The following is a 13,582-nucleotide window of genomic DNA, read 5'->3' as shown; positions in this document are numbered from 1 at the left end:
GTCCGAATTCAGACCCGCCCGACGCGCGCCGGCCGGGCCAAGCTCAGTTCGGATATCGGCACCGGATACCCGTACAAATGCCCCTGGGCCAGGCGGCCGCCCGCGCGGTACACCGTGTCGGACTGCGCGGCAGACTCGATGCCCTCGACGATCACGGTCAATCCGAGCTCGTCGCACAGTCCGATGACCGAGCGATACAGCGTCAGGTCCCGGGCCTGATCGGCGGTGGCCAGGCCGCGGTCGAGCTTGACGATCTGCACCGGCAGGGCGTGCATGTACATCAACGAATTGAAGCCCGCACCGAAGTCGTCCAGCGCCACCTTCACGCCGAGCGCATTCAGTCGCTTGATCTGCGCCGCGGCGTGGGCGAGGTCGACGATCGGCAGCGTCTCGGTGATCTCCACGACCAGCCGGTTCGGCGGTAGGTGATGTCGCGTCAGCGCCAGTCGCACCTGCTGCTCGAAGGTGGGGTTACCCAGCCGGCCCGCGCCGATGTTCACGTGGATGTCGAGGTCCAGGCCTGCCTGCTGGACGTCACGACATGCGGTGTCGAGTACCAGCGCATCGAGGTCTGCCGCCAGCCCCGCCGCCTCCGCCGCGGCAACGAACGTCTCGGGTGATATCTCGATTCCGGTCGGTGTGGTCCACCTGGCCAGAGCTTCGACGGCGACCGGGTTGCCCTCGGGCAACTGCACTACCACTTGATAGACGAGGCGGAAGCCGGGCGGGGCCTCGCCGTCGGCATTCCGCAGTGCCGTCGGGAAATCGATGGTCGAACCGGAAGACGGTTGATAGACCACGGCGGTGTCCTTGCCGAGCCGCTTGCCGGCATACATCGAGATGTCGGCCTGCCTCAGCAGATCGTCGGACGTTTGGGGCACGCCGTCGGCGCCCGGGCGGACCAACCCCATGCTGGCCTTGACCCGTACCGCAGAACCGTGCAGCGCGAAGGGATCCCGCAGCGCGACGCGCAGGCGCTCCGCGGCATCTTCCAGCTGGTCGGACTCGCCGTCGAGCAATATCGCGAACTCGTCTCCGCCAATCCGTGCCAGCGTGTCGGTGTCGCGCACGCATCGTTTGAGGCGTTCCCCTATCGCGCACAGCAATTCGTCGCCCGCCGCGTGACCGAAGCGGTCGTTCACCTCTTTGAAGTCATCGAGGTCGATGAAGATCAGCATGAAACGGCCGCCGCGCATGGCGTCGTCGAGCCGCTCGGTGAACAACAGCCGGTTGGGCAGCCCGGTCAACGCGTCGTGATGCAGCTGGTGGGCCAGTCCACGCTGCGCGTCGTAGAGGCGCTTGATCAACAACCACTGCGCGCGCGTCTCGATGAGCTGCCGGGTAGCGACGAGTGCGACCATCACGACGGCCCCGGAGGCGAGAAACATGTTGAGCCGCTGTCCAATCGAGATGTGGAAAGCAAACAACGTCGCGGTGCCCACGAATCCCACGTACGGCAACAGGAGCCGTAGCCAGTCCATGGCGTCGCGGTTGACCGCGATCGGCCGTGGTGGTTTCAGCTCCAGCATTCCGTACGCGATCAGCAGAAGCCCGAGGACGAATCCCATCCCAACCCACAGCTCGCCGCGTTGGAGGCCCACGGTTCGCAGGTACGCGACCAGCCTGTCTGAACTCACCAGCATGACTGTGCCTGCGGCCAGCAGAAGAAAGTTCGCACGATAGGGGCGATCACGCCGGTACCACGTCGCGATCAGGACCGCAGCCACGACAACCAGCAGTTGGATCGCGGAGTACACGACCACCACCGCGGTGTTTCCGGATCGAGGTAACGACGTTCCCGTCGAAGCACCGACTCCAGCGAATACCGCCAGAATCGCGAATGCCAGAGCCGCCACCAGTCCGTCGATGACGGTGACAATCCGCGTCGTCGGCACGGCGCCCCTGCGCCCGCCGGTCGTGCCGACACCGGCGAACGCAAGCAGCCCGAGTGCCCCCAGAGCCAACAACGCGGACAGGAAGTACGCAGCGACGGCCTGCCACGGCGCGGTATTGGTCGGTGTTGCGCGATTCGACCACCAGATCGCGTCGCCGACCAGGTTGCACAAGATCGTTGCAACACCCAGCAGCCGCCACGTCCGCGCGATGCCGGTCACCCGGCGCGCCACCGCCGCACCGGTCACCAGCACCGCAATGCCGGCAGTCGTCAACAGAGCAAAGTGCACCTGCCGCGCCGTCGCCTCGCCCCACGGGGCCATGGCGTTGAGCACCGCTAGCGTTGTGACGATAGCGGTGAGGAAGACGAGACGCGGCCTTATAGCGGTTGTTGCCACGCGCCTCCTCCCCCCTTTACCTCTGTTCCGAAGTGCAGGGACACGACCGCTAACCGGCAGCGATCATCGCGACTGCCGCCAACGCTAGCGCCATCCCGACAGTTTGCGAGCGAGATACCCGCTCATGGAGCACCACAATTGCAAGCACCACGGTCGCCGCAGGATAAAGCGCGATCAGCACGCCGGCCAGCGACAGCATTCCGGACTGCAGTGCCAGCAACGTAGCGACATTGGCGACGGTGTCGAGCGCCGCCGCGGTGAGCGCAAGCCGCAACGGCACCCCCCGTTCGATGGCCAGGTTGGCGGTGAGCACCGCTGCCAGCAACACGATCGCCGTCGCGGCGAGCCTGCCGAATACCAGGGGCCACAGCTTGGCCTCGACGGGCACCTGGTCGAGCAGGACGAAATTCATTCCGAACGCCACGCCGGAACCCACCGTCAGCCACGCGACCTTCACCGTGAACTTGTGCCGCGTGTCGTCCTCATCGGTGGCATCCCGGCTGACGAGCACCACCGCCACCAACGCCACGACGACACCGACGATCGCCAGCGGGCCCGGCCGCTCTCCGAGGGCCAGCCCGACGCCGACGGGAATGCCCGCGACCAGAATCGCCGTGAGGGGCGACACGACGGAGATCGGGCCTGCGCCCAGCGCGGCGTAGAACCACCAGACGCCGAATGCCTGCGCAACACCGGAGGCCAGCCCCCACACCACCGCGGGGGTCGAGACCACTCCTCCGAATGGTACGGCGATCACCGTCAGCAGGATCAGCGCCACCGGGTAGGAGATCACCACCACGCGCAGTGCGGCGACCCGGCGCGAGGCGATACCTCCCACGAAATCGCTTACGCCGTAACCGAACGCTGCGATCAGCGCGGTGACGAAGCTGATCAGGTCATGCCCTTGGCCCGGCGGCCGAGCTCCCGGGTGATCTCCCGCTGCGCGTCGCGCTTGGCCAGGTCCTGCCGTTTGTCGCGGGCCTCCTTACCGCGTGCCAGCGCCAACTCGACCTTGACCTTACCGTCGGAGAAGTAGAGCGACAGCGGCACCAGAGTGAGGTTGCCGTCGCGGATCCGGCCGATCAGATTGTCAATCTGGCTGCGGTGCAGCAACAACTTGCGATTGCGCCGCGGCGTGTGGTTGGTCCAGCTGCCGTGGTGATACTCGGGGATGTGCAGGTTGCGCAGCCATACCTCGCCGTCATCGATGGTGGCGAACGCGTCGGCCAGCGAGGCCTGCCCATCACGTAGGCTCTTCACCTCGGTACCCACCAACTGCACCCCGGCCTCGAACGTCTCGAGCACCGAATAGTTGTGCCGCGCTCGACGATTCGTCGCGACGACCTTGTTGTTGGCAGACCGTGTCGGGTCAGCTTTTTTGGCCATGGCTATCTTCGGACGTACAGCCGCAGTGTCACGTACGCGGTGACACCCGACATTGCCAGACCGAGAAACAGCATCCACGGCGCACTGAAATACAGGACGTCCGCATAGTCGACCTTGGCGATCAAATTGGCCCGATAGAACTGGTCGAGAGCGCTTTCCAGAAACAAGGCGCGCACCAGAATGAGCCCGACGATCGCGATCACCACACCGACGAACGCCGCCAGCATCGCTTCGACCAGGAACGGCAGCTGCGTGTACCACCGGCTGGCGCCGACCAGTCGCATGATGCCGATCTCTGTCCGCCGGGTGTAGGCGGCGACTTGAACCATGTTGGCGATCAGGAGAATTGCTCCGATCGCCTGAACGAACGCCACGGCGAACGCCGCGTTCCTGACGCCGTCGAGGACGGCGAACAGCCGGTCGATCAACACCTTTTGGTTGAGAACCTGCTGCACCCCCGGCTGACCGGCCATGGCCTCGTCGAACGCCTGATGCCGTTCCGGGTCGTCGAGTTTGACGATGAACGACGACGGGAACGCGTCCTGCCCGGCGAATTCCTTGAACTCCGGGAACTTTTTCACGGCGTCGGCATACGCCTCTTCGCGGTTGAGGAACCGCACCGAGCGCACATCGTCGCGGTCCTCGATCTGCTGTCGCAGCGCCTTGCACGGATCGGCGTCGCAGGTGGGGTCATTGGCGGAGACGTCGTTGGTCAGAAAGACCTGGCTCTCGACACGATCCAGATAGATGTCGCGTGACTGGTCGGCGAGTCGCACTACCAACAGGCCGCCGCCGAACAGGCCGATCGAGATCGCGGTGGTGAGAATCATCGCGATCGTCATCGTCACATTGCGACGAAAACCGGTGAGGACCTCATTGATGAGGAATCCGAAGCGCACTAGCGATCCATTCCGTAGACGCCGCGCTGCTCATCGCGAACCAGCCTGCCCAATTCCAACTCCACGACACGCTGGCGCATCGAGTCGACGATGTGGTGGTCGTGAGTGGCCATCACCACCGTCGTCCCGGTGCGGTTGATGCGCTCGAGTAGGTCCATGATGTCCTTGCTGGTCTCGGGGTCGAGGTTGCCGGTGGGCTCGTCGGCAAGCAGCACCAGCGGCCGGTTGACGAACGCCCGGGCGATCGCGACCCGCTGCTGTTCACCACCGGACAGTTCGGTGGGCAACCGGTTGGCCTTGCCGGACAGGCCGACCATCTCCAACACGTCGGGCACCACGCGATTGATCACCTCTGAGCGCTTCCCGATGACCTCCAGCGCGAAGGCAACGTTCTCGAACACCGTCTTCTGCTGCAACAGCCGGAAGTCCTGGAAGACACAACCCAGCACCTGCCGCAGGCCCGGGATGTGACGACCGGCCAGCTTGTTGACGTGGAACTTCGACACCCGGATGTTCCCTGATGAAGGTGTCTCCTCGGCAAGCAGTAGCCGCATGAACGTCGACTTGCCCGAACCCGAGGGGCCGATGAGGAAGACGAACTCACCCTTGTCGATCTTGACCGACACATTGTCGAGCGCGGGCCGCGCCGACGACTTATACATCTTCGAGACATGGTCAAGGGAGATCATCACGGAGCGCCAGTGTAGCGGGGGAAGTCCTCGGGCCTAGCTCTGCGGAGCCGTGGTCGCGGGTGCCGGACCCGGCGCGGCCGGTGCCGGTGACACCTGGGTCGGCGTGACGATCGTCTGCGTCGTCGGCGGCAGCGGCCCGGATCCGTCGGGATCCACGACGGTGGTCGTCGGCGTGGTCGGGGTGGTTTCTGCCGGTGAGGTCGGCGACGTCGGACTGGTGGTGTCCGTCGGGCTGGTGGTGGTCGGTGTCGTGGTGGTCGTGGTTGGGGTCGTGGACTCGAAAGTCTCCTTGGGCCGTCTCACGTTGGTGCGGGGCACCCACGTGTAGTTGGGGTCGGGCACGAAGCCCGGTGGTACGACCGCAGGCGCGGGCGGCGCTGGCTTCGGAGCGGGTTCGACGTTGTGATACACCCAGAACAGGGCGAAGAAAGCGACGAGCAGCACCGCCGTCGACACCCGAATCCGGCCGCCGAGCTTGAACTTGAGCCAGGACGTCATTTTCGGTCCTCCGGCGGGCCTTGCGTTTCGTCCGCCGCGCCGACCGACGTCGCCGGATGGACGAGGGCCTCCACCGTCGGTACCCCATCGGTGGGCGACACGATGCCGGCACGCCGCAGCGCACGCACGACGAGGACACGTATGCGGCGGCCCACCTCGAACTGCTTGCCGGGCAGGGTGCGGGCCACCATCCGCAGATTGACGGTGTCCAGTTCGATGCTCTCCACACCCATCAGCTGAGGCGCGTCGAGGAGGAGCGCGTTCAGCCCGGGGTCCTCCATCGCTTTTTCGGCGACGCCGTGCAGCAGATCGTTGACGACGTTGAGATCCGCCGCCGTCGGCACCGGGATGTCGATGACCGCACGCGCCCAGTCCTTGGAGAGGTTGACCGTCTTGACGATCTGACCGTTGGGGATGGTGAACATCTCGCCCTCACTGGAGCGCAACTTGGTGACGCGAAGCGTGACGTCCTCCACCGTGCCCTCTGCGGGCAGCGCGATACCGGCCACGGTGAGTGACACCAGATCGCCGAAGCCGTACTGCTTTTCGGTGATGATGAAGAACCCCGAGAGCAGGTCCTGCACCAGCCGCTGCGCACCGAAACCGAGCGCCGCACCCAGCACCGCGGCGGGCGCGACCAACGAGCCGACCGGGATCGCCAGGATCGAGGTGACCTGCATGATCACGATGACGAACAGCAGGGCAACCGTCACCCAGGAGATCACCGAGGCGACGGCCTGACGGTGCTTGGCGCTCTCGGTGCGCACCAGCTGGTCGCTTTCCTGGTATTCGGCGTCGATGCGCTTCACGACCCGGCGTGCGCCCCAATTGATGAACCGAGCGGCCAGCAGGCCGCCGATCAGGTACAGCGCGATGGGCACGCCGCGCTCGAGGATCCAGACACCGATTGTGCCCTGCCAGAAACCGGTCCACCGGTCTCCCAAGGCGAATGCGATCAAGTTGCTATTCGTCATCTCGTCTATTGCGCCAACGGATTCCGGCCTCGAGGAACCCGTCGATGTCTCCGTCCAGCACTGAGGTCGGATTGCCGACCTCATACTCGGTGCGCAAGTCCTTTACCATTTGATACGGATGCAAAACGTAAGAACGCATCTGATTTCCCCACGAGCTTCCGCCGTCGCCCTTCAGGGCATCCATTTCGGCGCGCTCCTCTAAACGCTTGCGTTCCAACAGCTTTGCCTGAAGAACCCGCATTGCCGAGACCTTGTTCTGCAACTGCGACTTCTCGTTCTGGCAGGTGACCACGATACCGGTCGGGATGTGCGTGAGTCGAACCGCCGAGTCGGTGGTGTTCACCGACTGACCGCCCGGTCCACTGGATCGGTAGACGTCGACGCGCACGTCGGCCTCGGGAATGTCTATGTGGTCGGTGGTTTCGGTGACGGGCAACACTTCCACTTCGGCGAAAGATGTTTGACGCCTGCCCTGGTTGTCGAACGGACTGATCCGCACCAGCCGGTGTGTGCCCTGCTCCACCGACAACGTGCCGTACGCGTACGGCGCGTGCACCGCGAAGGTCGCGCTCTTGATGCCCGCCTCTTCGGCATAGGACGTGTCGAACACCTCGACCGGGTAGTTGTGCTGCTCGGCCCAGCGGACGTACATGCGCATCAACATCTCGGCCCAGTCCGCTGCGTCCACCCCGCCCGCGCCGGACCGGATGTTGACCAGCGCCTCACGCGCGTCGTACTCGCCGGACAGCAGCGTGCGGACCTCCATGGCCTCGAGGTCCTCGCGCAGCTTCTTGAGCTCGGTGTCGGCCTCGGCTGCGGCTTCCGCGGCGCCCGGTCCCTCTTCTTCGGCGGCCATCTCGTAGAGCACGGGCAGGTCGTCGAGGCGCTGGCGGAGTTCCTCGACGCGGCGCAGTTCGCCCTGGGTGTGGGACAGCTCGCTGGTGACCTTCTGCGCCCGCGACTGGTCGTCCCACAGGTTCGGGTCGGAGGCCTCGTGTTCGAGCTTCTCGATCCGGACACGCAGGCCCTCGACGTCGAGCACCCGCTCCACTGTCGTCAGGGTGGAGTCAAGTGCTGCGATATCGGCTTGCCGGTCGGGATCCACGGGAATTCAGGGTACCTGTGAGAGATCCCGACACTGTTATCCCTGACTGGCGGCAATTCGGCAGGGTTCGCCTTTAGCATCGGAGATGGCAACCAGCCCTGCCGCGACGCGACAGCCCTTTGCGTGCGGCCGGGTAGCGACAACCTTCAACAAAAGGTATTCATGCGCCCCTACCACGTGGCGATCGTCGGCTCCGGCCCCTCGGGCTACTTCGCCGCCGCTTCGCTCCTGAAATTCGCCGACGTCTCGCAAAAAGAGGGAGTCGACGCGGATGTCCGCGTCGACATGCTGGAGATGCTGCCCACGCCGTGGGGGCTGGTGCGCTCGGGCGTCGCACCCGACCACCCGAAGATCAAGTCCATCAGTGCCCAGTTCGAGAAGACCGCGCTGGACCCCCGTTTCCGGTTCTTCGGCAACATCGTGGTCGGCGACCACGTGCAAGCTGCTGAGCTGGCCGAACGCTACGACGCGGTGATCTATGCCGTCGGTGCGCAGTCCGATCGATCGTTGGGTATTCCCGGCGAGGATTTGCCCGGCAGCGTGCCCGCCGTCGACTTCGTGGGGTGGTACAACGCCCACCCCCACTTCGAGGAGATGGCACCGGATCTGTCGACCGGGCGAGCCGTGGTGGTCGGCAACGGCAACGTCGCGCTGGACGTGGCGCGCATCTTGGTGACCGACCCCGATGTGCTGGCTGCCACCGACATCGCCGACCATGCGCTGCAGTCCCTGCACGACCGCGGGGTCGAGGAGGTCCTCATCATCGGCAGGCGCGGTCCGCTGCAGGCCCCGTTCACCACACTGGAACTGCGGGAACTGGGCCACCTCGAAGGCCTGGGCGACGTCGACGTGATCATCGACCCCGCCGACTTCGCCGATATCTCCGACGAGGATCTGGACGCCGCGGGCAAGACCGTCAAGAACAACATCAAGGTGTTGCGCGGATACGGCGAGCAGACACCGAAGGGCGCCAAGCGCCGCATCGTGTTCCGGTTCCGCACGTCGCCGATCGAGATCAAGGGCACCGACAAGGTCGAGTCCATCGTGCTGGGCCGCAACGAACTGGTCGAAGAGGATGGCCGCGTCGTCGCCAAAGACACCGGCGAACGCGAGGAGGTCCCGGCTCAGTTGGTGGTGCGCGCGGTCGGCTACCGCGGGGTGAAGCTGGAAGGTCTGCCGTTCCATGAGCGCAACGGCACGATTCCGCACACCGGTGGCCGGATCGAAGGCCGTCGCAACGAGTACGTCGTCGGCTGGATCAAGCGCGGCCCCACCGGTGTCATAGGGAGCAACAAGAGCGACTCGCAGGAAACCGTCGACACGTTGGTCGCCGACCTGTCGTCGGCGTCGCTCTCAGACTTCGGCAGCGATCATGCCGAGCAGCTGGCGGAATGGCTGGTCGAGCGTCAGCCCAAGGTGATCACCGATGACCACTGGAAGCTGATCGACGAACACGAGCGCACCTCCGGTGAGCCGCACGGGCGGCCGCGGGTGAAGCTGACCAGCGTCGCGGAGCTACTGCGCATCGCCCACGGCTGAAGCCGCTAGTAGATCTCGGGCCCCGGCGGGGGTGGCTGCGGCGGGGCCGCGGTCGGCGCGAATCGCCAGTTGTCAGGGTTCTTGGGCGAGTACACGACGGGAAACAGCGTAGACATCGTCGGCCACTGGTCGACGTCGACCGCCATGCGCTGGTAGATCACATGCTCGTTGACCGTCGGGCCGTTGATGACCCCGGTGATCGTCACGAACTGCTCGCCGGTGACGTCCTCGGGTCGCGGACTGACGCCGGTGACCAGCAGCTGGCCGTGCACCCAGTCGCTGCCTGCCCCGCGCCGTCTCATGATCCAGGGGGCGGCGATGGCGACGAGCACCCCGAGCATGACCAGGACCATCGCGATTTCCCACACACCGACATGGTAGGACGTGTTGCATGACGACCGTTGGCGATGACCTTGCCTTCGCGCTGCAGATGGCCGACGCCGCCGACGCGCAGACGCTGGCTCGTTTCGGCGCGCTGGATCTGCGGGTCGAGACGAAACCGGACCTCACTCCCGTGACGGATGCCGATCGCTCGGTCGAAGAGCTGGTCCGCGAGGCGCTGGCGGCGCACCGGCCGGACGACGTCGTGCTCGGTGAAGAGTTCGGCGGCACAGCGGTTTTCAGCGGCCGCCAGTGGGTCGTCGACCCCATCGACGGTACGAAGAACTTCGTCCGCGGCGTTCCGGTGTGGGCCACGTTGATCGCGTTGCTCGACGACGGCGTGCCCGTGGTGGGTGTCGTCAGCGCTCCCGCGCTGCACCGGCGCTGGTGGGCCGGCGGCGGCGAGGGCGCGTTCGCGTCGTTCGGCGGGCAGACGCGGCGCATCTCGGTGTCCGGCGTCGACGACATCGCCTCGGCGAGCCTGACGTACTCCGATCTCACCACCGGGTGGGACGGATTGCGCCCACGGTTTCTGGAGCTCACCGACGAGGTGTGGCGGGTTCGCGGCTACGGCGACTTCTGGTCCTACTGCTTGGTCGCCGAGGGCGCCGTGGACATCGCCGTCGAACCGGAGGTGAAGCTGTGGGACCTGGCCGCCCTCGACATTCTGGTGCGGGAGGCGGGCGGCACGTTCACGAGCGTCGCGGGGCAGCCGGGCCCTCACGGTGGAAGCGCTATCGCCACCAACGGGAAGCTGCACGACGCTGTGCTCGCGCGTCTCCGATAGCCCGATATCTGAGTTCGAATGGCGTCATCATGTGATGACGCCGTCGCGTCGATCGATTCTGCTCAGAGGGGAGCATCCGTGCAGCAGCTGAGCTGGACCGATGACATGATGTTGCGCGCCGAGCGTCCCGAGACTCCGATGCAGATCCAGATGCTGCTGATCTACGACCCGGCGACGGCGCCCGGCGGGCGGGTCACCTTCAAAGGCATCCTCGAAGAGGTCGACAGCCGACTGCACCTCGCGCCGACATTTCGGCGGCGGCTGACCGAACTCCCCGGCGGCCTGCACAAGCCGTATTGGGTGGACGACCCCAACTTCGATCTCGAGTACCACGTCCGCCACATTGCGCTGCCGCAGCCAGGAGACTGGCGTCAGTTGTGCATCCAGATCGCGCGCATCCACGCCCGGCAGATCGACTTGCGTCGTCCGCCGTGGGAGATGACCGTCATCGAGGGACTCAACTCGGTGCCCGGTGTCCCGCCGGGATCGTTCGCGGTCGGCGTGAAACTGCACCACTGCGCCGCCGACGGCATGGAAAGTGTCGAGCTGCTGGCCGCCCTGCACGATCTCGCACCCGACGGTCCTCGCCCCGCACCTCCCGAAACACCCTGGGAGCCAGACGAACTGCCGTCAACATCCACTCTGGTGTCCAAGACCGCGGTCAATATCGCGCAGTATCCAATGCGCGCGGGCAGCGTCGTCGTGCCAAGTGCGCTGAAGGCGTTCCGCCAGGTCGCCGGGCTGCCCGCCAAGGTGGCCGGTGGCGTCGCCGCGGCGCTCGGTGGCGACCCGCCGTCCTTATTCGCCCCGACCACTCGGTTCAACGGGTCCGCTTCTCCCCACCGGGTTTTCGAGGCTCGGTTCCATGACCTCGCCGACTTCCAGCGCATCAAATCGACCGTGCCGGGGGCGACGATCAACGACGTCGCGGTGGCTTATGTCGGCGGGGCGTTGAGGCGCTACCTCGAAGACCATGACGAGTTGCCGGAAGAGACACTCCTCACTGCGTGCCCCGCGTCGATACGGGATTCCAGCGAGAAAGGGGCGGGCGGAAACCGGTTGTTCGGCAGACTGCAGTCGCTGCAGACGACTATGTCGGATCCACACAAGCGGCTCGTGTCGATCGTGGCCGAGGCATCCGCGTTTCGTGAGAACTCCGATACGTCCAACACCAACCGGCTGATGGAGCTCGTCGGCCTCGTTCCCACCACGCTGCTCGGTCTGACCATCAAAGCGGCGTCGGCGCTACCCTTCAGCAGTCCGCCGATCGCCAACACCAACTTGAGCAATGTGCCCGGACCTGAAGTGCCGATCTATTTCAACGGCGCACGCCTGATCCGGGTCACCGGATTGGGGCCGTTGATCGCGGGCTTGAACCTGTTCCACGTCATTGCGAGCTACAACGGAACCGTCTCGATGGGCGTCACCGCGGACCGCGACGCACTACCAGACCCCGCGCACTACGCCGAGTGCATGCAGGCCGCATTCGACGAGCTCCTGGCCACGGTCTGACGTGTGAACTACGCAACATTCCTACCGAACTTACTGGTGAGTCAGTTCGCATACCTTACTCTGGAGTCAGTTCCGGAAATGTGAACGTCAATCTTTCTAAGCGAGGCAGTTGAAATGTCCGAAAGCCTGCCGTCGAAAAGCGGATCTTCACCGCGGCCCAAGCGCAAAGGCAAGGAAAGCTCGGTTGGTATGCGCAGGCGCAAGCGCACCGCGACCGAGCTGGGTCTGGCGCTGGTCACCCCACTGGTCGGTCAGGAGTTCCTCGACCGCTACAAGCTGCGCGAGCCGCTGAACCGCGGTCTGCAGTACGGCGTCAAGCAGGTGTTCTCGGTCGCCGGCGCCGCGAGCCGTCAGTTCAAGCGTGCATCCGGCGCCCAGGGCGGGCCGACCCGGCTGAAGAAGAGCGGTTCTGACTACTTCGACCTGACTCCCGACGACGAGCAGAAGATGATCGTCGACACGCTCGGTGAGTTCGCCGAGGAAGTGATGCGCCCCGCGGCCCACGACGCCGACGAGTCCGCGACCTATCCACCCGATCTCGTCACCAAGGCCACCGAACTCGGTATCACGGCAATCAACATTCCCGAGGACTTCGACGGAATCGCCGCCCATCGCGCAGCCGTCACCAATGTGCTCGTAGCCGAGGCGCTGGCCTACGGCGACATGGGACTCGCGCTGCCGATCCTGGCGCCCGCAGGCGTCGCGTCGGCCCTCACGCACTGGGGCAGCGCCGACCAGCAGGCGACCTACCTGAAGGAGTTCGCCGGCGAGAATGTGCCGCAGGCGTGCGTGGCGATCTCCGAGCCGCACCCCCTGTTCGACCCGACCGCGCTGAAGACGACGGCGGTGCGCACCCCGAGCGGCTACCGTCTCGACGGCGTCAAGTCATTGGTGCCCGCCGCCGCGAACGCCGAATTATTCATTGTGGCAGCACAACTCAACGGCAAGCCCGCGCTGTTCATCGTCGAATCGTCGTCACGCGGCGTATCCGTCAAGGCGGACCCGAGCATGGGTATCCGCGCCGCCGCTCTCGGACAGGTCGAACTGGAGAACGTCATCGTTCCGCTGTCGGCTCGTCTTGGCGAGGGCGGGGCCAGCGATCAGGACTATTCGGAGGCCATCGCGCTGTCCCGCCTCGGCTGGGCCGCGCTGGCGGTCGGCACGGCGCACGCGGTGCTCGACTACGTGGTGCCATATGTCAAGGAGCGGCATGCATTCGGTGAACCGATCGCGCACCGGCAGGCGGTCGCGTTCATGTGTGCCAACATCGCGATCGAGTTCGACGGTCTGCGATTGATCACCTGGCGCGGTGCCGCACGCGCCGACCAGGGTCTGCCGTTCGCCCGGGAAGCGGCGCTGGCGAAGCGACTCGGCGCCGACAAAGGCATGCAGATCGGACTCGACGGAGTGCAACTGCTCGGTGGCCACGGCTACACCAAGGAACACCCGGTCGAACGCTGGTACCGCGATCTGCGGGCGATCGGCGTCGCCGAGGGTGTCGTCGTTATCTAGTCTTCT

Annotated in this window: 13 protein-coding genes; 4 read left to right on the top strand and 9 right to left on the bottom strand. The window is 65.5% G+C overall.

Features of this window, described 5'->3' with window-relative positions; translation table 11 throughout:
* Positions 1–8: 8 nt before the first annotated feature.
* From BST47_RS25720 to prfB, 8 genes are read right to left on the bottom strand one after another with little or no spacing between them, the layout of a single operon-like run.
* Complete coding sequence (locus BST47_RS25720) at positions 9–2,291, bottom strand: putative bifunctional diguanylate cyclase/phosphodiesterase (RefSeq protein WP_234809859.1); 2,283 nt, start codon at positions 2,289–2,291, stop codon at positions 9–11.
* 49 nt (positions 2,292–2,340) lie between these two features.
* On the bottom strand, positions 2,341–3,162 hold the full coding sequence (locus BST47_RS25715) for an EamA family transporter (protein ID WP_083128610.1): 822 nt from the start codon (positions 3,160–3,162) through the stop codon (positions 2,341–2,343).
* Positions 3,163–3,182: 20 nt separating this feature from the next.
* Positions 3,183–3,677, bottom strand: a complete 495-nt coding sequence (gene smpB / locus BST47_RS25710) for an SsrA-binding protein SmpB (protein ID WP_083128607.1) — start codon at positions 3,675–3,677, stop codon at positions 3,183–3,185.
* 2 nt (positions 3,678–3,679) lie between these two features.
* Positions 3,680–4,576, bottom strand: a complete 897-nt coding sequence (ftsX, locus tag BST47_RS25705; RefSeq protein ID WP_083128604.1) for a permease-like cell division protein FtsX — start codon at positions 4,574–4,576, stop codon at positions 3,680–3,682.
* Positions 4,576–5,265, bottom strand: a complete 690-nt coding sequence (ftsE, locus tag BST47_RS25700; RefSeq protein ID WP_083128601.1) for a cell division ATP-binding protein FtsE — start codon at positions 5,263–5,265, stop codon at positions 4,576–4,578. The genes ftsX and ftsE overlap by 1 nt, the downstream gene beginning before the upstream one ends.
* A 36-nt stretch (positions 5,266–5,301) precedes the next feature.
* Positions 5,302–5,766, bottom strand: a complete 465-nt coding sequence (locus tag BST47_RS25695) for an Rv3103c family proline-rich protein (protein WP_083128598.1) — start codon at positions 5,764–5,766, stop codon at positions 5,302–5,304.
* Complete coding sequence (locus BST47_RS25690; protein ID WP_083128596.1) at positions 5,763–6,740, bottom strand: mechanosensitive ion channel family protein; 978 nt, start codon at positions 6,738–6,740, stop codon at positions 5,763–5,765. Before BST47_RS25690 ends, BST47_RS25695 begins: the two co-directional genes overlap by 4 nt.
* On the bottom strand, positions 6,730–7,845 hold the full coding sequence (prfB, locus tag BST47_RS25685; protein WP_083128593.1) for a peptide chain release factor 2: 1,116 nt from the start codon (positions 7,843–7,845) through the stop codon (positions 6,730–6,732). Before prfB ends, BST47_RS25690 begins: the two co-directional genes overlap by 11 nt.
* A 162-nt stretch (positions 7,846–8,007) precedes the next feature.
* On the opposite strand from prfB, the gene BST47_RS25680 reads away from it, so the two are divergent.
* Positions 8,008–9,384, top strand: a complete 1,377-nt coding sequence (locus BST47_RS25680; RefSeq protein ID WP_083128590.1) for an FAD-dependent oxidoreductase — start codon at positions 8,008–8,010, stop codon at positions 9,382–9,384.
* Between the two features lie 5 nt (positions 9,385–9,389).
* Here BST47_RS25680 and BST47_RS25675 read toward each other — a convergent pair whose 3' ends face one another.
* Positions 9,390–9,737 (bottom strand): hypothetical protein, encoded by a 348-nt coding sequence (locus tag BST47_RS25675; RefSeq protein ID WP_083128727.1) that lies wholly within the window; start codon positions 9,735–9,737, stop codon positions 9,390–9,392.
* Between the two features lie 38 nt (positions 9,738–9,775).
* On the opposite strand from BST47_RS25675, the gene hisN reads away from it, so the two are divergent.
* From hisN to BST47_RS25660, 3 genes are all read left to right on the top strand, one after another.
* Positions 9,776–10,552, top strand: a complete 777-nt coding sequence (hisN, locus tag BST47_RS25670) for a histidinol-phosphatase (RefSeq protein WP_083128588.1) — start codon at positions 9,776–9,778, stop codon at positions 10,550–10,552.
* A 78-nt stretch (positions 10,553–10,630) separates the two neighbouring features.
* Complete coding sequence (locus BST47_RS25665; protein ID WP_083128585.1) at positions 10,631–12,064, top strand: WS/DGAT/MGAT family O-acyltransferase; 1,434 nt, start codon at positions 10,631–10,633, stop codon at positions 12,062–12,064.
* Positions 12,065–12,178: 114 nt separating this feature from the next.
* Positions 12,179–13,576, top strand: coding sequence for an acyl-CoA dehydrogenase family protein (locus BST47_RS25660; RefSeq protein WP_083128583.1), 1,398 nt, complete (start codon positions 12,179–12,181; stop codon positions 13,574–13,576).
* Positions 13,577–13,582 lie beyond the last annotated feature (6 nt).

It is taken from the genome of Mycolicibacterium tusciae, from assembly GCF_002086795.1.
GTDB classification, from domain to species: Bacteria; Actinomycetota; Actinomycetes; order Mycobacteriales; family Mycobacteriaceae; genus Mycobacterium; species Mycobacterium tusciae.
Note: the sequence above shows the minus strand (reverse complement) of the source record. Positions and strands in the feature narration are given on the sequence as shown.

Excerpts from the sequence above, each read along its gene's own strand:
- smpB (WP_083128607.1), bottom strand. The coding sequence starts at position 3,677 with ATGGCCAAAAAAGCTGACCCGACACGGTCTGCCAACAACAAGGTCGTC.
- ftsE (WP_083128601.1), bottom strand. The coding sequence starts at position 5,265 with ATGATCTCCCTTGACCATGTCTCGAAGATGTATAAGTCGTCGGCGCGG.
- BST47_RS25695 (WP_083128598.1), bottom strand. The coding sequence starts at position 5,766 with ATGACGTCCTGGCTCAAGTTCAAGCTCGGCGGCCGGATTCGGGTGTCG.
- BST47_RS25690 (WP_083128596.1), bottom strand. The coding sequence starts at position 6,740 with ATGACGAATAGCAACTTGATCGCATTCGCCTTGGGAGACCGGTGGACC.
- BST47_RS25680 (WP_083128590.1), top strand. The coding sequence starts at position 8,008 with ATGCGCCCCTACCACGTGGCGATCGTCGGCTCCGGCCCCTCGGGCTAC.
- BST47_RS25675 (WP_083128727.1), bottom strand. The coding sequence starts at position 9,737 with ATGGTCCTGGTCATGCTCGGGGTGCTCGTCGCCATCGCCGCCCCCTGG.
- hisN (WP_083128588.1), top strand. The coding sequence starts at position 9,776 with ATGACGACCGTTGGCGATGACCTTGCCTTCGCGCTGCAGATGGCCGAC.
- BST47_RS25660 (WP_083128583.1), top strand. The coding sequence starts at position 12,179 with ATGTCCGAAAGCCTGCCGTCGAAAAGCGGATCTTCACCGCGGCCCAAG.